Consider the following 18,955-nt stretch of genomic DNA (forward strand, 5'->3'; position numbering starts at 1 on the left):
AATGAAATAACATATATACCCGTGATAGATTTTTTGTTTTATTTCACGGGATACTGACCGAAGGAATACTTCGGTAGAAAAATAATTTACACGGCGAAGGGTGGAGCCCGGAGGAGGCTTAGCGTGAATGTTTGTTTATCAGGTTCTTTTGCCTGGTTGAAAATATAGTGATGTACTTTGTGAATAAGATGAGGGGTCACAATAGCGAGAGCTACGCTAATCAGCGTGATGAAGTTGCTCAAGTGAGCTATTAAAGTAAGCTCTTTAGCCGTGTGGGTATGATCGGCACCCCCGTCCGAATTGGAATTACCGCAGAAAAAGTGCGAGTGCACGATGGTAACTCCGTTGACCACGTGGTAGTGCGAGAAAAACGTGATACTCCCGTAGTAGCTCAGGAAAAGAACTAACAGGAACAGGTGTATAAGCTTATTTACATTTTTTCTGTGCATACCTTGTGTACATTGCAAGACAAATGTAGAGCATTTCTAAATAATAATAAGGAATTTGTTTCTTAAAAATATATTAAATAAATGGAGGGGAAAAGGAAATCCGTAAAGTTCCGGGATGTTCCCGAACTTTACGGATTGTATTGAAAGGGAGATAAATCTATTCTCCCCGGGAGATCGTGATCTTGTTACCCGGTAGGGTGGCGGTGATTGAGTTATCATACATCGCCGCACAAGTGACAGCCGGAAGTAAATAAGTGCCTGGATAGGCAGCGTTGAAACGCAACCTAAAAGTCTTCGAGTTCCCTTGTTGGAGCGAGAAGTAGAGGTGCACCCGGTCGTCGCGGATGTCCACGTTATCGGCTCCCTTGAACGGGTTCTCGTTCGTGGTAAGGCGTTCATTTAGGAATTCAAAGCCGGAGGGGAACATGAACGTCAAAGCCAGTTCCTCGTAAAGTCCAATGTTTCCGGTATTTTGAATCGTGATTTCAGCCACGATATCCTCTCCTTGGCGGTAGTTGGTTTGGTTGTTGAGAACTCCGTCACGGTAGTAATTGACGGTCATTTTCAAACCGGACATTTCGCTCTCCGTGATGATTCCCAGCGGGGTCGAACTGTTGATCGTGCGCACGTGAAGGGTGCCGGAAGTGTTATTCTTCACGGTCACCTCCGAACGGTTGTCTTTTACAGCAAGTTCTTTCTGCAGCACAGTCTTCGTGGTTTTGAAGTTTTCTTTGCCGATTTGTACGTCAATGCCGTTGCCATCCTTGAAGTAGCGACCCACGTAATTGCCGATAGCACAGAGCCCAAAGGCGCTTTCCTGGGTACTTAGCCACTCGTTGGAAGCGAATTTGCGAGCTATCTTTTGCAATAACTTGTAGGCTTCATCCTTCTTGTCTATATCTATCATACTTTGCATGATGATGGCGTTGTCCCGTAAGTCTGAACCGTAGCATCTGCCCAATTGGCGGTAAAGTTTGGCTTCCGCCGGAAGGTTGGCAACGAGGTTGTTGGCTATCTTGTCATGTTTGCCGAGGGCGTAAGCACCTGCCAATTGCCAACGGGCGACCGGGTTGTTGTAGGTGTCCTCCTTCATCCGGTTCATGGCTGCCATATTGGGCTTGCCTGCCAGCGCCAACACGTAGAGGCGGTATGATTGTTCCAATTCGGAGTAATAATCTCCCCGACGCCAGGAATTGGCTTGTTTTGACAGGTAATCAAGAGCCGACGTCTTCATGGAAGCCGGAATCCGATAACCCAGTTTCTCGGCTTGCGTCAGGAAGTCCGTGATGTAGGTCGAAACCCAGTCGGACACGTAGTTTGAGTTAGTCCAATAACTGAATCCTCCGTTGCTTAGCTGGTAATTCCGCAAGCGGTTGATAACGTCCTTCACGTGCAATTCCGCCGTGACTTTTTGAGCCTCGCTGAGATCCATCAGTCGGTCGAGCATCAATTGTGGGAAGACGGCAGAGGTGATCTGTTCGCCGCATCCGTGAGGATAGCGGATCAGGTATTGAAGGCGTTCCTCCAGATTTAATGGCGGGATGGACGTGATCTCCAGGAAGGAGGTCGGTTCCAGCCCGTCCAGGGTATTGTTGAAGGTGATTGATTCGCCGCTTGCCATCTCTCGGGCATCTACACGGGTAACTCTGGGGTTGGGTACCCGGATGTCCACGTCGCAACTGAAATGCGCTTTCTCCGATCCGCTTTGAGCGGTGAAGGTAAGCGTGGATTTGCCGATAACTTCTTTGATCTTCGCTTTCAGGAATACGATTTGTTCGCCTGTCCCGGAGAATTTAATCTCTTGGCTTGCCGGGGCAATGACTTCTATTTTGTCGTCTGTTTTGAGGTTCACGGTAACGTCCTTGATGTTGTCCTTCATGGCGAACACGGTGACGGGGATCTCAATGATGTCCCCGGGCGTGAACAAACGAGGCATCGTGACGTTGAGCATCAACGGTTTGTTGACTTTCGTGTTACGGGATGCCGAACCGTAGCGACCATTGTCCTCGGCTACGACCATCGTGCGTACTTCACCGATGTACTCGGGCATATTGAAATGATGAGTTTTCTTTTCTCCTTTCTTGAGGGTAAACGGACCTTTGAAGATCACGACAGGGGTGAATCGGTCACTCTTGCGGGTGTCTTCCGGGTCTAGGGATTCGTCACCTCCCACGGCAAAGGCTTTTTCCAGGCGTCCGCCGAAGGCTCCGACTACGTCGTCATAGAAGTCCCAAGTCTTCACGCCGAGAGCTTCCCGGGCATAGAAAGCGGGGAAAGGATTCGGGGTCTTGAAAGAGGTAATGGCAAGCAATCCCTCATCAACGATAGCGATGGAGTAAGTCATCGGTTTACCCTCGCTTTCGCTCACGGTGACCGAGAAGTCTTGTGACGGACGGAGTTCTTCCGCCATATCGATTTTGGGCGTGAGGCGTAGATTTGGGTCGTCGATGTCTATATTCAATATTCCGTAAAGGCGTATCGGTTTATCGTTATTCCGGTTTTTATGAGGTTGGATGAGCGATACGTTGACATAGATGTTGGGGCACATTTCGCTCGTGGCGGGAATCTCGAAAGAGGTCGATCCGGCAGTTGTCGGCACCCGGAAAATGTCTTTCACGGTCTTGCCGTTCTCGATGCTCACGAGAGCCACGCTACCTTCCGATGAAGGGAAGGTGATTTTGATTTTTTCACCGGCACGGTAAGATTTCTTGTCGCTGGTCAGCGTGAGCAAGTTTGCCATTCCCGGAATATTCATGTCGTTAGCCCAAGAACTGATGTAGAACGTGGAACCGCTGGAATGTCCGGATGCTTTGTCCCGGGCGATCACGTAATAGCGTCCCCATTGGTCGCAAGTCACGTTGACGTTGAATTTACCGTCCTGGCTCTTTACTGTTTTGTTGAATACCGGACGACGGTAAGAGCGATTCACGTATGAACCGATGTAGTCTTCCTCCGAATCCCACCACCAGCGCCATTCCAGCGTGTAGACCTCTACTTCAATTTCACTGTTGCTGACGGGTTTACCTTCCGGGGTAAGTACGGCTCCGCTGATAGCGATCGGTTTGCCTGCCTTGTACCAGTTGTCGTCTGATTCCGGTAGTTTTATCCCGACATATTCCTTGTAAGGGGAGTATTTGAACCCGGAAGTGACAATGCTGAAGTCGCCGCCCGGCTCGAATACCCGCATCGTGAGCAGGGCGTTGAGCATACCGGGGGCATTCTCCGATTTGATATTGTCAGCCGACAGGGTGAAGTTCCCGTTCGCGTCGGTCGTGCCGTCAAAGAACGTTTCGGTGGTTGTGTTGAAATAGCGGGAGCGGTCGTCGAAGTTATACCCGTTGTAACCGGGGAACGTCGTGTTACCCTTGGAGAGCCGCAGTTCGGTGATGACTTTCAGGTTACTGGTCTTTGCGCCATGCATCCATCTGGTTTGCACGGGTATAGAGTTGTTTGTCACGCCTACCCCGAGTATGTTATTCGGAAGGTCGGTGATGATATTCAAGCGATTGGGTTTAATACTCTCGATACGGACGGTTTTTCTGAAAGAAACACCCCCGATGCGTACTACTGCTTGCCAGTATCCGGTGACGGCTTGCTCGTCGGTGCTGAATGTGAAGCAATATAACCCGTGTTCGTTACGTCCCGCTTTACGGGTTTGGGTCACGTTACCGTTCGGGTCGTAGAGTTCGGCGATGATCGGGTGACCCGCGGGAATCACGTTTTCCTTGTCTTCCAGCATGAAAGAGAGGTGAATGTCATTTCCCGGACGCCATACGCCTCGTTCACCGTATATGAAACCTTTAATACCTTGTTGCACGACTTCGCCGCTGACGTCAAAATTACTCAACGAGAGAGATTGCGCATCATTTACTTTGAGGTAAGCCTTGTCGCTGCCTTTGGCTGCCACGATGACAAAAGGTTTGCCGGGTACCCGCAACGTGGCGATACCTGCCGAGTTCGTAACCGTGGAGTCTATCTTCTGGTTTTGGAAATTATAGAAGAATATTCTGCAACTTTCCACGGGAGCCGCCGTGAGCAGGTCGTTGACGACAACCACGTACTTCCCGTCGGTTCCGGCTTTTGCCGTGATACCCAGGGAGGTCACGATTAAATTCTTTTTCGGGAAGCGGTCTGACACGTAATAATAGGAATTAGAGTTAGGATCGTCCCGTTCTTCCCACGAATAGTCGGAAGGGTAACTGTAATAATAGTCGTCATCGTCGTAATATTCGTCTCCGGAAGAAGCGTTATCCCAGTCTTCTTCGGTAATGCCATCTTGTGCTTCCTTCGCGCAATCGAGCGAGGTATAAGATTTTTGGAACCGGAGTTGTACCCGGTAAATCACTCCTTTTTCCAGTTGGATATGGTCTGCCAGGTTGATGGTGTAATCCTGCCATTTATTAAAGTCTTGGGGTTGTCCTTCTTTCACGAGGGAAATTTTCTCGTCGAGAATGACACGCCCAACCCGGCGTAACTGGTAGTCGCTACTATAATTATAGTTCCCTTCCTGAAGGTAAAAATTCATGTTTTGGTTGAATACTTTTACTACCCGCAACTGTACGGCTTTCAGGGCAACTGCCGAGAAGGGGATAAGTACATTGCCTTCTGCCGGGGTAAATGTTCCCTCGCCGATAAATGCCACTTCAGGTTTGGCAGATTGGAAACTCACTGTGAAGGTTGCATCTGATTGGAGTTTCTCGCCTGTGGTATTTTTAATCCCTTTGAAGAGGTTTACTTGAACCACGCCTTGCATTTTATCCCGGTCGTTTGAATATGCCCGGATAATATTGCCTTGCACGTTAAAATTCAAGTTGCTGACGCCGTCCACGGTGATTAATCCCTGGAGATCCTGGCTGATGTCCACGTTGTCCGACATCGTGATGTCTATGGTGCGGGAGTTTTCGCTGCTTGCTTTCACTTCCAGCACGGAGAATACTTTGCTGCCCGGAATTTCCACGATCAAGTCGTTCCCGTTCTTCACCTTTTTGTCAAAAGAGAGTTCGAGAGCCTGGCTGTCGTTTGCCCGAGTGATATTGGCTATCTTGAAATAATGGATGTACGGGGTATGTTCCCATTCCAGCGTCGGGGTTTGCCCGTTGAGCTTGGCTTTCACGAGTAGTTCTACTTCGTTTGGGGTAACCGCGTCCGAATTGGAGATGGAGGCCCGGTACGAGAATTTGTCATTGTCAGAGGGATCGACGCTAAGGCTGCCTTCCTGAAAAACGTAAGTCAGGGGCAATACTTTCACGTCAAAACGGAACGTCGAGAGATCCGAGGGCACGTTGCACAGTTTGTCCAGCGCGAGCGTGACTTCATAAGTCTGTCCGTTTTTCATGCGTTGTGTCGGGGAAAATTCTATCGTGTTGCCGTCCCGAAAAGAAACCGTCCCCTCGATTTTCGGACTGATCTTTAGTAACTTCCCGGGTTGTGCCAGAGCATCGTTGTCTGTTTTCAAGGCTTTTCCTTCCAACCGGATATAAATGGGATCGGTGGATTTTATCATTCCCTGCGTGAAACCTGAAATGTATTTACTGTACTCTAGTTTGCTTTGCTCTTTGGGTTTATCCTTACACGAGAATAAACCAATCATTAGAAACAGGATGGAAATGAGGGAAATACCTTTTTTCATATTCGCCAATATTTGTATTGTGTGTATTATATCATCGTGTTTACAAAATTAGATAAAAAAACGGTATAGTTCGTTTTTAATTTATATTTTTGCGAATATAAAACAAGGCAAAAAAGAGGAGAATTTATTATGAGAATAGCTGTTGTTGGAACCGGTTACGTGGGACTTGTGTCCGGAACGTGTTTAGCAGAAACGGGAGTGACCGTTACTTGCGTCGATGTGAATCGTGCCAAGATCGATTTGTTGAATAACGGGGGAATGCCGATATACGAGCCGGGGCTGGCGGAATTGGTCACCCGGAACCGGGAAGACGGACGACTCTTTTTTACAACTTCATTGCGGGAAGGGCTGAAGGATGCGGATGCCGTGTTTATTGCCGTGGGTACGCCGCCCGACGAGGACGGAAGTGCCGATTTGCATTACGTGTTGGATGTTGCCCGTGAAATAGGGGAGATAATCAACGACTATATCGTGGTCGTGACCAAATCTACCGTGCCCGTGGGTACGAATTATAAGGTGAAGGCGACAATCAAGGCTGCTTTGGACAAGAGAGGGGTGGACGTGCCGTTTGATGTGGCTTCCAATCCCGAGTTCCTGAAAGAAGGCGATGCCGTGAACGATTTTATCTCACCGGACAGAGTGGTGATCGGGGTCGAGAGCGACCGGGCAAAACACGTGATGGAGCGCTTGTATCATGCGTTTATTTTGAATAATACGCCTATTTATTTCATGGATATATTGTCGGCAGAGATGACGAAATATGCCGCCAATTCAATGCTTGCTACCCGCATCTCTTTCATGAATGACATTGCAAACCTGTGCGAGATTGTCGGGGCTGACGTGGAAGCCGTGAAGAAAGGCATCGGCAGCGATAGCCGTATCGGGAAGAAATTCCTGAATGCCGGTTGTGGTTACGGCGGTTCCTGTTTCCCGAAAGACGTGAAAGCATTGATCCGCACGGGCGACGAGCACGGGCATAGCTTGGAATTGCTGAAAGCCGTGGAACGGGTGAACGAGAATCAGAAAAGCGTACTATTCCAGAAGATAACTTCCCATTTCGGGAAAGATTTGCAGGGAAAGCGTTTTGCTATGTGGGGATTGGCTTTCAAGCCTGGAACGGACGACATGAGGGAAGCCCCTTCATTGGTTTTGATAGACAAATTGCTGGAAGCGGGTGCCGTGGTGCGGGCTTTTGATCCCGTTGCCGTGGAAGAATGTAAAAGACGGATTGGCGACCGGATAGAGTATGCCGAAACAATGTATGATGCCCTGGAAGGTGCGGATGCTTTGATTGTTGTGACGGAGTGGGCGGAATTCAAGATACCAAAGTTTACCTTTATCGAGAAAGCCTTGAAACACAAAATTATATTTGATGGAAGAAACATCTACAGTCCCGACCAGATGCGTGAATTCGGATACGTGTATTACGGGATAGGAAGAAAGACAAAATAAATGGCTCATTATCGAATATTATTTATCGTGAACCCGATTTCGGGATTTGGCTTGGGGTGGGAGATCCCCTACCGCATCCGGCATATTGCTGCCTACAAGCATATCGAGTATAATATTCGATTCACGGAATATGCCGGGCATGCCAAGGAAATCGTGGAGCAGGCTAAGAGTCAGAATTACACGCATATCGTTGCGGCGGGTGGTGACGGTACGGTGAATGAGATCGGCACGGCGCTCATGGGAACGGGTATTGCTTTCGGGGTGATTTCCTTGGGTAGCGGTAACGGTTTTGCCCGCCATTTGGGGTTCTCCCAGATGATGACAAAGGCGCTGAAGCAGATATTGAAAAGCGAAACGACGAATATCGACGTGGTAGAGATAAACGGGCATTATTCATTGAACGTGAGCGGATTCGGCTTTGATGCCGAGGTGGCTCATTTCTTTAGTACGATGAAAATTAGAGGGATATTCTCGTATATCTATTCTATCGTGCGGATGTGGTTCCGGTATCCCGGTAAACGTTATCGTTTCCATGTGAACGGGAAAACGTGGGAGGAAGAATGTTTCGTGTTGAGCGTGGCGAACAGTTCCCAGTACGGGAATAATGCGTCCATTGCCCCGAAAGCCTCACTACGTGACGGGTTGGTGGATATATGTATATTGAAACGTCCCAAGTATTACCAGATTCCCCGGTTTCTGTATTGTTTCATGAATTCTAAGATTGCCCGCCTTTCTTATTTTCGTGAAATACAATGCACGGAAGCATTGATTGAAGGAGAGTTGTCAAAAGCCCATATCGACGGCGATCCTTATACTCTCGAGCCTCCCGTGACTGTGAAAGTACATCCGGGAGTGCTGAAAGTAATAGCCCCGAAATTATCTTATAAGAAAAGTAAGGGGACGGTTTAGGAATTTATTCTGATGCTCTCGAGGATGCCACTGTGATTTGCCGGTCAATCAGTTCATCGAGTGAAATGAAAGTTTCGGTTTTAGCTATACCCGGAATATTCTGAAGCGTATTGATTAGAATGTCCATCAAATGTTGGTGATCGTTACATCTCAATTTAAGCAGGAAAGTAAAGCCTCCCGTGATAAAATGGCACTCCATGACTTCCGGTATGCTCTCTATTTCTTTCACGACGGTTTTGTACGTGTGGGCGTGATCAAGGACTACCCCGATGAAAGCGCATACGCCGAAGCCTAGGGCAGCCGGTTTCACGATGAAGCGCGAGCCTTCGATGATCCCTGCGTCTTCCATTTTCTTCACCCGTTGGTGGATTGCCGCGCCGGAAATGCCGCATTCCCGTGCTATTTCAAGGAAAGGGACCCTGGCATTTTCCACCAAGTGGGATAATATTTTTCGATCTACATCGTCTATTTGATATTTTACGCTCATGTTTTTCTTTTTTACCTGTTAAAACTCAACACGCTATACAGTTGTTTCCTTTGCTTGTAATATTGCCATCCGTCTTCATTCGTGATCGTGCGGATGACTCCGTCGATCAGATTGTTGAAGATCGTTCCGAAGTCGAATACTTCCGGGGGATATATTTCCCGGTTATGAATATCGTTGAGTTTGGCGATGTACATACGGGCAACCATTTCGCTGGACACGTCATTCTTGTACATTCCTTGTTGCATTCCTTTCTCGATATTGATCTTTATCTTCTCGAAAATAAAGTCTGAACGCCGTTGTTTGTGTTGTTCAAAGATATCCGGAAATTTCTCGGCTAGTTTGAACGAAACAGAAGGCGACACGTTAAAATAACGGTCATGAATCTCGTTTCCTACCAGTAACAGAATATCTATCGCGTTCCACCCGTCAAAATCGTATTCCTCGAATATCTTCTCGAAAGCAACACGTTCTTGTTCAAAGATGCAGTTGGCGATGTCTTCCATTCCAGAGAAATTCTCATTGATCTCTTCCAGAGAAGTTCCCATTTCCTTCAATTTTTCGTCCGAGAGTTCCGTTCCGTAACGAAAAACGTAATTCCTCAATTTGTCTGTTAATAGACACTTCTTCTCAGTCATAATGGGTATGGTTGTTTATAGTTTCTTGCCGTAAAGATACGAAACAATTAAGAATTGAAAGAATTTTAGATTGCAAATTATCATATTCTGATTATTTTTGCAGGAATACTGAAAATTTGAAACTTCGATAGATAATGAAAATAATTGCCGTGAAAAAGTTGATATTGATAGGATTTGCGCTTTTTGCTATGCAGGGAGCGTTTGCCGAAGGGAATAAGCCGAAATTGGTCGTGGGGATTGTAGTAAGCCATTTCTACCCCGAGTGGTTGGACATGTATGGGAACGAGTTGTCCGATAACGGGTTGAAACGGCTGATAGAACAAGGTATGCGGGTGGAAGCGAATTATAATTATATGTACACGCAGACGGGTGTGGACCACGCTTCGATTTACACGGGAATGTTGCCCGCGGAACACGGCATCGTGTCACGTGCGTGGTATGACCGCTTGCGGCGGAAACGGCAGTTCGCCACACGTTCCGAGCGATATACCGAGACCGGGGAACAACAGGCGGATAGCATCAAAAGCCTGGCGCCCGATTATTTGCAGGCAATGAGCCTGGGAAGTGCCATGAAGATGGCCAATTCTTTGTCCCGGGTGTTTAGCATCGCGATGAACGGCGACGAGGCGGTGTTAAGCGGGGGCTCAAGTGCGGATATGGCGATCTGGTTTAGCGAGAAAACGGGCAAATGGGTATCGTCAACTTATTATAAACCCGAATTGCCCGACTGGTTGCGGGCTTATAACACGTGGGGAGATAGCGAAACTTTCGTGAATAAAGGATGGATGATGCTTTCCGACGAGGATAAATCTTCGGCACGAATTCGATTACGCAACCATTTTTATTACGATATTGCCCGGGCGAAAAGGGAATACAATACTTACCGGGTGTTGAAGGCCACGCCGTACGGAAACACGCTCGTGCGGACGTTAGCCGAGAGGTTGATAGATGCGGAACGCCTGGGTGAAGATAGCGATCCCGATCTGCTGGCGTTAAATTTCTCTTGTCTGGATTATATGTATCGTGACTTTACTATTGATTCGGAGGAGGAGAAAGATATGCTGGTCCGTTTGGATTTAGATATTGCCGTTCTGATGAAAAAATTGGATGCTAAAGTGGGGAAGGGTAATTACACGGTGTTCCTGACTTTTTCCGAGATGAGGGAGTTGATGCCGGAGGATTTGCAGAAGATAAAAGTTAATTCCGATTATTTCAGTATTTTCCGGGCTGTAGCCTTGTTGAAATCTTACTTGGCATTAGTATATGGTCCCGGCGACTGGATTGTTGATTACGACCAGGGACAAATTTATTTGAACCGGGAATTGATTGAAGAACGGAAGCTGGACGTGAAGGAGATGCAGGATAAGGTTGCCGATTTTATGATCGAGTTCGAGGGCGTGGCGAAGGTCATGACAGCCTATTCGTTGACACACACGTCTTTCCCGGAGGGAATGAACCGGTTGGTGCAAAATTCTTTTTCGCGTAAACGTAGCGGGGATGTCCTTTTTTGTATTCACCCGACCTGGGTGTCCGAGTTGAAAGAGATAGAGGATATGTATTTCCGTTATAGCAGGCGTTCAGTCGTACCGCTTTACCTGTACGGGGCGGGAGTGAAACCGGGCGTGCAAGAAAACGGCATGATGATGTCCGACTTGTTGCCCACGTTGTGCGAGATACTGGGTATCCCGGTTCCTTACACGGCACACGGGAAGCCTTTATAAACCCGAGTTCTTGTACTGAATTTTCTTGATCCGGCGGTTGTCGACTTCAAGGATTTTGAATTGATGATCCCTGTAAGCAATCACTTCGTCCTTTTTGGGTAGTTCTCCTTTCAACTCGAGAATGAGCCCGGCTAGCGTGTCGGCGTCTCCTTCCACTTCCTGGAAGGTGTCTTCGGCGATGTCCGTGATCTTGTAGAAATCGTTCAACAGGGTGGAAGCTTCGAAAATGTATGCCCCGTTCTTGTCGCGGGTGTAGACGATTTCCTGTTCGTCGTACTCGTCGTTAATGTCGCCCACGATTTCCTCTATAATATCTTCCATGGTGACAATTCCGGTCGTCCCGCCGTACTCGTCCACGACAATAGCCAAGTGAACTTTCTTTACCTGAAATTCTTCCAGAAGGTCATTGATTTTTTTGGTCTCGGGCACGAAGTATGCTTGGCGTATCAAGGTCTGCCATTTGAACTCGTCGGTTTCATCCAAGTGTTGCAGCAAGTCCTTCACGTAGAGAATACCGATGATGTTATCCAGGTTTTCCTCGTACACGGGCATTCGTGAATAGCCATGTTCCGCGATGATCTCTTTTACCTGTTTGTAAGTGGATTGCGAGTCAATGGCGATTACGTTGATGCGGGGACGGATGATGTCCACCGCATCGATGTTGCCGAAGCGGACAATGCCTTCCAGGATATCTTTTTCCTCGTTGATAGCTGTATCTTTGGTTAATTCGAGAGCTTTGGAAAGTTGGTCGATGGAGATTCCGTCTTTTTTGTCCAGGCGTTTCCGGATGATCGAGGTCGAACCGATCAAAAGGGCGGATAACGGGCGGAATACATGGGACAGGAATGTCAAGGGACCTGCCATGAAAATCACCATGTTGAGGCGTGAGCGGTTGGCGTAGAGTTTAGGGATGATTTCCCCCACAAGCAAGATCACGAAGGTGACCACGATGACCTGAATGACGAAACCGAGTACCGGGTAGGTCGAGAAGTCAAAGAGGGAATTGACCAGGTAGGTGGAGATCACCACGATTGCCACGTTGACAAAATTGTTGGATATCAATATTGTCGCGAGCAATCTCTCCGGCTTCTCGTGTAGGTTACGGGCTTTCGTGTAACCTTTGTCTTCCAGATATTTTAATTGTGAGGGAGAGAGCGAGAAGTATGCTACCTCCGACCCAGAAACCAGTGCAGAGCACAATAGTAAGAACAATAATATAATACAAAAAATTAAATCAATGAGGGTGAAGTCACCCGTGAATATCTGTCCCGCTAGGGGAATATAATCTGCGTCCAAAATTTAAATAATTGGTTAAACTTAAATCGCCGAAAGGTACGTATAAAAACTAAAAGTAACAACGAATGGGTTCATAAAGTTTATAAAGTTCATCATTTGCTTTATAAACTTTATGAACGTAACGAACTTTATAAATTAAAACGGTAGATCGTCATTGTCATCGTTGCTTGGACTCAAGTCCGGGGCTTGTGGCATGGGGGAGTCTTGGGGACGTTCGTTGCTATCTTGTTTGCGGGACAGCATTTGGAGGTTATCCCCGTAAATCTCGGTCGTGTAGCGTTTCACTCCGTTTTGGTCGTCCCACGAGCGGGTCCTGATGCGTCCCTCGATGTATAGCATCATGCCTTTTTTCACGTATTTTTCTGCGATTTGGGCTAGATTGCGCCAAAGGACGATATTGTGCCATTCGGTTTGCGTCACGCGTTCCCCGTTCTTGTTATTGTACACTTCCGACGTGGCAAGGCTGAATCGAGCCACGGCAACGCCCCCGTCGAGGTATCTTACATCGGGATCCCCCCCGACATTTCCGATTAGAATGACTTTGTTTACCATATATCAATGAGCATGGGTTAAAATTTTTCACAAATTACGGAATATTTTCGGAGAATCAAAAATAAATTTCGTGAATTATATTCTGGTATGTCACTTCCCCTCTTGTTTATCTTTTCTTCATCCCAAGCCTGCCGTTACGCTACCCCATGAACCAATCACGAACCAATCATGAACGTAGCATAGACGTCCGTTTGCGTTCATGTTACGTTCATGATTGGTTTATATTTGGTTTTTGGGGGCGAGCAGGGGACAGGCAAAGTATGGGAAGGGTTATCTCGAATTTCAATGACGTTAAAACGAAAAATTTGCTACATCTTCATGCTCTTCATATTATGAACTGTAAGAGAAGTATTTGTCTTGATTTTTAGAGTGTTATTTATCGATCGTTTATTAAAATACAAAGATACACCATTTTCATTTATACCAAATTTTTCTTGTTCATTTTTTCATTTCTCAGAATTAGATAATTACAAATTTGTGGATAGAAAACTTAAAATAATTCCAGTTCATATCAATAAACGATCATTTTTTGATATGGAATATTGTTTATCGTAACAGTTTGCAATGTGCTCAAAGAGAAAAATATATAACGGTGTGTCGCTTACATGTGAAAATTTGGAGAGACAAAAAGTTTGAATGAATAGAATGTATTGTAACGGATAAAGAATATGAAACTCAAATTAATTATCACGGTGGTTCTGCTGGCGCTGTTCTCGGGCGCCAAGGCCCAGAAGGTGGCGGTCAAGACCAACTTGGTTTCGGATGTTCTCCTTTCGCCCAGTTTAGGGGTGGAGGTAGGGCTGGCGCCGCGTTGGACCGTTGATGTCAAGGGGCAGCTCAATGCCTGGACATTGTCGCACGACAGGAGATGGAGGCATTGGCTTTTGCAACCCGAGATGCGGTATTGGTTCTGTGACCGATTTGCTGGTCATTTCCTTGGTGTACACGTGCACGGCGGACAGTATAACATCGGGGGATTCAACGGGCGTCTTCATTTCCTGGGCACCGATGCGCGGAAGTTGCAGGGAGTCCGCTATCAAGGCTGGTTCGCCGGGTTCGGGGTGGCTTACGGTTACGCCTGGATCCTGGGGCGGCACTGGAACCTGGAAGCGGAGTTCGGTTTCGGCTATTCCTACACCCGCTATGACAAATTCCCGTGTGCCGTGTGCGGGGAGAAGATCGCGAGGGGCAAGTCGCATCATTACGTGGGGCCCACCAAAGTGGCGGTCAATTTAGTTTACCTGTTTTAAAGCGCGATGAAGATGAAAAGGATAATATTCATAGTGGCAACCCTGCTGGGGTTGGGAAGCCTGCCGGGGGCAGAGGCCCAGGAGGTAAAAGAGAGCACGCCCGGGGTATCCGTCAGCCGTTTCAAGGTGGAACGGAATGGCAAGTACCTCACGGTGGAGATGGAGATGGACCTGACGGGAGTCGAGGTGGAATCGAACCGTGCCGTGTTGCTCACGCCCCGTCTGGTCAAGGGGACGGATTCGCTCGACCTGCCGTCGGTGGGGATTTACGGGCGCCGTCGGTATTTTTATTACGTGAGAAATGGCGTGAGCACGATCTCGGGCGAGAGTGAAACGGCTTTCCGGGCATCCGGGAAACCGGACCATATAGATTACAACCGCTCCGTCCTGTACGAGGAGTGGATGGACGGGGCGATGCTCAAGCTGCATCGCGGCGACTGGGGATGTTGCCACGAGATCGTGGCGGAACACGACGATACGCTGGGACGGCACGACGAGGCGTTCTTCCCGGAACTGGTGTTCGTGCGCCCGGAAGCCGAAGTGATGAAAAGCCGCTCGCTGTCGGGTTCGGCGTTTATCGATTTCCCGGTAGACAAAACGGAGATTTACCCCGACTACCGCCGCAACACGGAGGAGTTGGGCAAGATCGAGGCAAGCATCGATTCGGTGCGGGGGGACAAGGACGTGACCATCGTGTCGGTGTGGCTCAAGGGGTACGCTTCGCCCGAGAGCCCGTACGCGCACAACCGGGACCTGGCGATAGGGCGTACCCGCTCGCTCAAGGAGCATATCCGGAAACTGTACGATTTCCCCGAAGAAATCATTACCACGGCGCACGAGCCGGAGGACTGGGAAGGGTTGCGGCGGTACGTGGAGAACTCCAATCTCGACCACCGGGCGGAGATCCTCGCGATGATCGACAGCGACATGGACCCGGACGCGAAGGAGGCGAAAATCAAGCGGACGTACCCGGAAGAGTACCGCTTCCTGTTGCAACATTGCTACCCGGCGTTGCGCCACACGGATTACCGTATCGACTATAACATACGCCGCTACAGCGACGTGGAGGAGATCAAACGCGTGCTGGCGGAACGGCCTCGGAACTTGAGCTTGAACGAGTTCTATCTCGTGGCGAGGATGTACGAACCGGGTTCGCCGGAGTTTACCGACGTGTTTGAAACGGCGGTGCGTATGTTCCCGGACGACGAGATCGCTAACCTGAACGCCGCGAATGCCGCCATGCGCCACGGTGATCACGAGGCAACCCGCCGCTATCTCGAGAAGGCGGGCGATTCTCCGGAAGCCGTCTACGCGCGGGGTGCCCTCGCCATACGCGAGAAGGATTACAAGCGTGCGGTGACGTTCCTGGAAAAAGCCCGGGTGATGGGGTTCGAGAAGGCTGCCACCACCTTGAAGGAGTTGAAGGAAAGAAAATTCATGGAATAAATACAAAGAGTAATCAAATAAATTTTAAATGTCCACATTATGAAAAAAGGAAAATTATTTCAATTTGTTGCAACCGCACTTGCATTGGCGTTTGCTGGTTGCAGCCATGATACCTTGACCGGTGACGATCCGGAGGGGGATCAGAATGGCTCAAAAGACGCCGTTTACATGAACGTGACGGTACAACTGCCCGTGGCTGGAGGAATGGGGTCGAGGAGTACGACTGGTGAAACCGGAGGAAGTAGTGATGGTACAGAAATCGGTTTGGACCGTGAGAATAAGGTGAATTCCGTTCTATTGGTATTGGCTGACACGGATAACAAGTTTATCGGTTGTGCGGAGAAATCCGAGGGGATTACAACAGGTGATGATGGTAAAACAACAACTGTTCAGTCTATTTCCAAGTCCGTTCTTTCGGAGTATTATAATAAGAATGGAGCAAATGGTACGCTTAGTGCGACGAAACAACAGATAAACGTATTCATATTTTGTAACCCGACCGATGCCTTGAGAAGAATTTTTGACGGTGTGTCGGCTGGAGACGAGACTTGGTATGACCAAGTATGCATTGTATCAGAGGTTCCTGGGCAATCAAGTGATAACGCAGCTATTTGGGGAGGGGCTGATTATACAGCTGGTTTTTTGATGTCATCATACAAACTTTCCACGAAAAAGATTCCTGCAAAGTTTTCTGACTGGGATGAATTTACCACGAAGGAAAAACCCTTCAAGCTTTCTGGAAATAATCCTAATATAGGTGGTAGTACGGATGCTGGAATAGACAATAGCATAGATGGTGGTGCTATTGAGGTGGAGCGTTCTGTTGCTCGCTTTGATTTTAAGGATGGTTCGAAAGGGAATAATACCTATGATGTTGTGAAAGATCAAGAAGATGATACGAAATATATCATGCAGATTCAGCTTCAGAGGATGGCACTTGTCAATATGAGCAAGAACTTCTATTACCTTCGTCGCGTATCGAATGACGGTTTGGGTAAAAATGAAGCTAATACTAATGGTTATGGGCTTTGCGGTCTTGAAACTTCCAACAATTACGTGGTGGATACCGATGCAAAAGAGAAAAATGACGGAACTATCATATCAGGCAATAAATATTCAGAGTATTTCAATTTCTGTTTAGGGCACACACCGAAGGATGGCGAGTGGACGATTGACCCGATAGCTAGAGATCAGTGGTATACTTCCAAGATTCAAGATGTTATTGATTCTAAAGATGTTGATAATGATACGCCTTGGAATGAGGGTGGCACGAAAGGTGATTATAAAATTTGGCGTTATGTTACGGAAAATACCATTCCCGGTGCAACTTCTAATCAGATGACTGGTATTTCCACCGGTATTGTGTTCAAGGGTAAAATGATTGTCCCCGCGGGTGTTACAGGTACATTAGCAGATGCTCTTCAAAATGCTACCGGAGTTGCTGCAGATGACCCCATCCTTTATGTTTACGGGAATGGGAATGATGTTTACGGGAGAAATATTTTCGTAAGATGGACAGAAGTTCGTGCAATGGCTATAGAGCAAGGAACGAGTAGTCCGATGTATAAGGCTGTGTTCGGAAATGCAACGAATACGCCTGCTGTGGGAAAAGCTGCAGAAGGCGAAATACCTGAAGTGCCTGCCGTTTATAGTAACGATGCTGAAAGCGCAGATGCTAAATGGGACGCTTGGTATAATAATGGTAAAGCTGTGGCAGCACTAAAAGCATTTAAACTTGCAGCAACGGAAGCCAATTTTACTCTTTATGAGTCAAGTGTAGATGAAGATTATGGTAAGGGATATTACTGCTATTATTATTATTGGAATCGTCATAATGATAACAGTAATGCCGGTGTCATGAGATCGATGGAGTTTGCTGTCGTGCGTAATAACGTGTATAAACTGGCAGTGACTAATATTAGCAAACTCGGTCATCCACGTGTATCCGAGAACGATCCGGACCCGGTAGACCCGGAGGATCCAGACGAGGATGGAGATGTTTATTTGAGCGTATCTGTCGAGGTATTGCCTTGGGTAGTTCGCGTGAATAATATCGAATTCTAAGATAAAGTAGAATCATGCGAAGTAGCAAACGAAATATTATATCAAGACTCGTGGGTGCGGCGTTGTGCGTCGCATCCATGGGGCTTGCTTTTTCGTCGTGCGAACTCATCAATGAAGACCTTGACCCGTGCCCGCACGGTGTATCGTTGCGCTTCGTCTACGAGTACAACATGGAGTATGCCAACGCGTTCCACAAGCAGGTGGACTGCCTGACGCTCTATATCTATGACGAAGATGACAACCTCGTGGACACGCGGGTGGTGACCGGGGCGGAATTACAGGACGAGAATTACCGGATGGTGCTGGACCTCGAGGAGGGGAATTATCATTTCGCGGCATACGGGGGTATGGCGTGCGAACGGAGTTCTTTCTCGCCGGTGGAAACTCCCGTGAAGGGCTGCAAGCGGACCGACTTGAAAGTCATGCTGGATGCCGACTGCCTTACCAAGCCCGAACGGCGAGAGCTGCACGATATGTTCTGGGGTGAACTTGCCCTCGGGACTGCCGACCTTTACAACGAGGGAACGGTGGAGATGATGAAGAATACCAACAGCATACGCATCGTGCTGCAACAAGAGAACGGGGGAACGGTCAACGCTGACGACTTCGACTTCGAGATTATTGACGATAACATCCTGTTCGGGTATGACAACGACCTGATACATGATGCCGTTTTGTTCCCCGAGGGGGAAACCGTAACCTACATTCCCTGGGCGAAGGGACAGGCACAGACGGGAGTCGCTATCGTGGGTCCCGACGAGGTGGTGCCCCAACCCGTGGAAGTGGCGTACGCCGAACTGAGTACCTCGCGGTTGATGATGAAGAACAACCCGCGCCTGCTGGTGAAAAACCACGAGACCGGGAAGACGGTGATAGATTTCCCGCTGAAGCGCTACTTGTTGTTGCTCCGTGGCGAGCGTTACAAGATGGGCGACCAGGAGTACCTGGACCGTGAAAGCCGTTGGACGTTGTTTTTCTTCTTGAGGAGTAACGATATTTGGTTGAATACGCGCATCGTGGTGAACGACTGGGTGGTGCGTATTAATGACGTAGAATGGTGACAGA

13 protein-coding genes are annotated in these 18,955 nt (G+C 48.1%); 7 read left to right on the forward strand and 6 right to left on the reverse strand.

Translation table 11 applies throughout. From position 1 onward, the window contains the following. Positions 1-86: 86 nt before the first annotated feature. Both A3CY_RS21155 and A3CY_RS0114720 read right to left on the reverse strand, forming a co-directional pair. Positions 87-449: a hypothetical protein gene (locus A3CY_RS21155; protein ID WP_018338695.1), complete on the reverse strand. Its 363-nt coding sequence runs from the start codon at positions 447-449 to the stop codon at positions 87-89. A gap of 157 nt (positions 450-606) precedes the next feature. Further along, on the reverse strand, positions 607-6,078 hold the full coding sequence (locus A3CY_RS0114720) for an alpha-2-macroglobulin family protein (protein WP_040371889.1): 5,472 nt from the start codon (positions 6,076-6,078) through the stop codon (positions 607-609). 129 nt (positions 6,079-6,207) lie between these two features. Between A3CY_RS0114720 and A3CY_RS0114725 the strand changes: the two genes are divergently transcribed. Further along, positions 6,208-7,530 (forward strand): UDP-glucose dehydrogenase family protein, encoded by a 1,323-nt coding sequence (locus A3CY_RS0114725; protein WP_018338697.1) that lies wholly within the window; start codon positions 6,208-6,210, stop codon positions 7,528-7,530. Next, a complete protein-coding gene (locus A3CY_RS0114730; protein ID WP_018338698.1) occupies positions 7,531-8,439 on the forward strand; it encodes a diacylglycerol/lipid kinase family protein in 909 nt (302 codons plus the stop codon). Between the two features lie 4 nt (positions 8,440-8,443). Here A3CY_RS0114730 and A3CY_RS0114735 read toward each other — a convergent pair whose 3' ends face one another. Both A3CY_RS0114735 and A3CY_RS0114740 read right to left on the reverse strand, forming a co-directional pair. Next, positions 8,444-8,926, reverse strand: coding sequence for an Lrp/AsnC ligand binding domain-containing protein (locus tag A3CY_RS0114735; protein ID WP_018338699.1), 483 nt, complete (start codon positions 8,924-8,926; stop codon positions 8,444-8,446). Between the two features lie 11 nt (positions 8,927-8,937). After that, the gene (locus A3CY_RS0114740; RefSeq protein WP_018338700.1) at positions 8,938-9,561 is read right to left on the reverse strand and encodes a hypothetical protein; all 624 of its coding nucleotides are present in this window, start codon (positions 9,559-9,561) and stop codon (positions 8,938-8,940) included. A 149-nt stretch (positions 9,562-9,710) separates the two neighbouring features. Between A3CY_RS0114740 and A3CY_RS0114745 the strand changes: the two genes are divergently transcribed. Then, positions 9,711-11,282: an alkaline phosphatase family protein gene (locus A3CY_RS0114745; protein WP_155828366.1), complete on the forward strand. Its 1,572-nt coding sequence runs from the start codon at positions 9,711-9,713 to the stop codon at positions 11,280-11,282. On the opposite strand, the gene gldE is transcribed toward A3CY_RS0114745, so the two are convergent. Both gldE and A3CY_RS0114755 read right to left on the reverse strand, forming a co-directional pair. Next, positions 11,277-12,578, reverse strand: coding sequence for a gliding motility-associated protein GldE (gene gldE, locus A3CY_RS0114750; protein WP_018338702.1), 1,302 nt, complete (start codon positions 12,576-12,578; stop codon positions 11,277-11,279). The two genes, A3CY_RS0114745 and gldE, sit on opposite strands and share 6 nt — an antisense overlap. Before the next feature lie 135 nt (positions 12,579-12,713). Next, on the reverse strand, positions 12,714-13,130 hold the full coding sequence (locus tag A3CY_RS0114755) for a single-stranded DNA-binding protein (RefSeq protein ID WP_018338703.1): 417 nt from the start codon (positions 13,128-13,130) through the stop codon (positions 12,714-12,716). A 668-nt stretch (positions 13,131-13,798) separates the two neighbouring features. Between A3CY_RS0114755 and A3CY_RS0114760 the strand changes: the two genes are divergently transcribed. The 4 genes from A3CY_RS0114760 to A3CY_RS0114775 are packed head-to-tail and all read left to right on the forward strand — an operon-like array spanning position 13,799 to position 18,951. Beyond that, positions 13,799-14,380, forward strand: a complete 582-nt coding sequence (locus A3CY_RS0114760) for a DUF3575 domain-containing protein (RefSeq protein ID WP_018338704.1) — start codon at positions 13,799-13,801, stop codon at positions 14,378-14,380. A 12-nt stretch (positions 14,381-14,392) separates the two neighbouring features. Beyond that, positions 14,393-15,826 (forward strand): DUF3868 domain-containing protein, encoded by a 1,434-nt coding sequence (locus A3CY_RS0114765; protein ID WP_026207712.1) that lies wholly within the window; start codon positions 14,393-14,395, stop codon positions 15,824-15,826. 39 nt (positions 15,827-15,865) lie between these two features. Continuing rightward, positions 15,866-17,890 carry an Mfa1 family fimbria major subunit gene (locus tag A3CY_RS0114770; protein WP_018338706.1) on the forward strand — a complete coding sequence of 675 codons (2,025 nt, stop codon included), beginning with the start codon at positions 15,866-15,868 and terminating at the stop codon, positions 17,888-17,890. Positions 17,891-17,904: 14 nt separating this feature from the next. Then, positions 17,905-18,951 carry a FimB/Mfa2 family fimbrial subunit gene (locus A3CY_RS0114775; RefSeq protein ID WP_026207713.1) on the forward strand — a complete coding sequence of 349 codons (1,047 nt, stop codon included), beginning with the start codon at positions 17,905-17,907 and terminating at the stop codon, positions 18,949-18,951. Positions 18,952-18,955 lie beyond the last annotated feature (4 nt).

Source organism: Butyricimonas synergistica DSM 23225, from assembly GCF_000379665.1.
Lineage (GTDB): Bacteria > Bacteroidota > Bacteroidia > Bacteroidales > Marinifilaceae > Butyricimonas > Butyricimonas synergistica.

Coding starts and splice junctions, on each gene's coding strand:
- A3CY_RS0114775 (WP_026207713.1), top strand. CDS start 17,905: ATGCGAAGTAGCAAACGAAATATTATATCAAGACTCGTGGGTGCGGCG.
- A3CY_RS0114720 (WP_040371889.1), bottom strand. CDS start 6,078: ATGAAAAAAGGTATTTCCCTCATTTCCATCCTGTTTCTAATGATTGGT.
- A3CY_RS0114735 (WP_018338699.1), bottom strand. CDS start 8,926: ATGAGCGTAAAATATCAAATAGACGATGTAGATCGAAAAATATTATCC.
- A3CY_RS21155 (WP_018338695.1), bottom strand. CDS start 449: ATGCACAGAAAAAATGTAAATAAGCTTATACACCTGTTCCTGTTAGTT.
- A3CY_RS0114725 (WP_018338697.1), top strand. CDS start 6,208: ATGAGAATAGCTGTTGTTGGAACCGGTTACGTGGGACTTGTGTCCGGA.
- A3CY_RS0114730 (WP_018338698.1), top strand. CDS start 7,531: ATGGCTCATTATCGAATATTATTTATCGTGAACCCGATTTCGGGATTT.
- A3CY_RS0114765 (WP_026207712.1), top strand. CDS start 14,393: ATGAAAAGGATAATATTCATAGTGGCAACCCTGCTGGGGTTGGGAAGC.
- A3CY_RS0114770 (WP_018338706.1), top strand. CDS start 15,866: ATGAAAAAAGGAAAATTATTTCAATTTGTTGCAACCGCACTTGCATTG.
- A3CY_RS0114755 (WP_018338703.1), bottom strand. CDS start 13,130: ATGGTAAACAAAGTCATTCTAATCGGAAATGTCGGGGGGGATCCCGAT.
- A3CY_RS0114760 (WP_018338704.1), top strand. CDS start 13,799: ATGAAACTCAAATTAATTATCACGGTGGTTCTGCTGGCGCTGTTCTCG.
- A3CY_RS0114740 (WP_018338700.1), bottom strand. CDS start 9,561: ATGACTGAGAAGAAGTGTCTATTAACAGACAAATTGAGGAATTACGTT.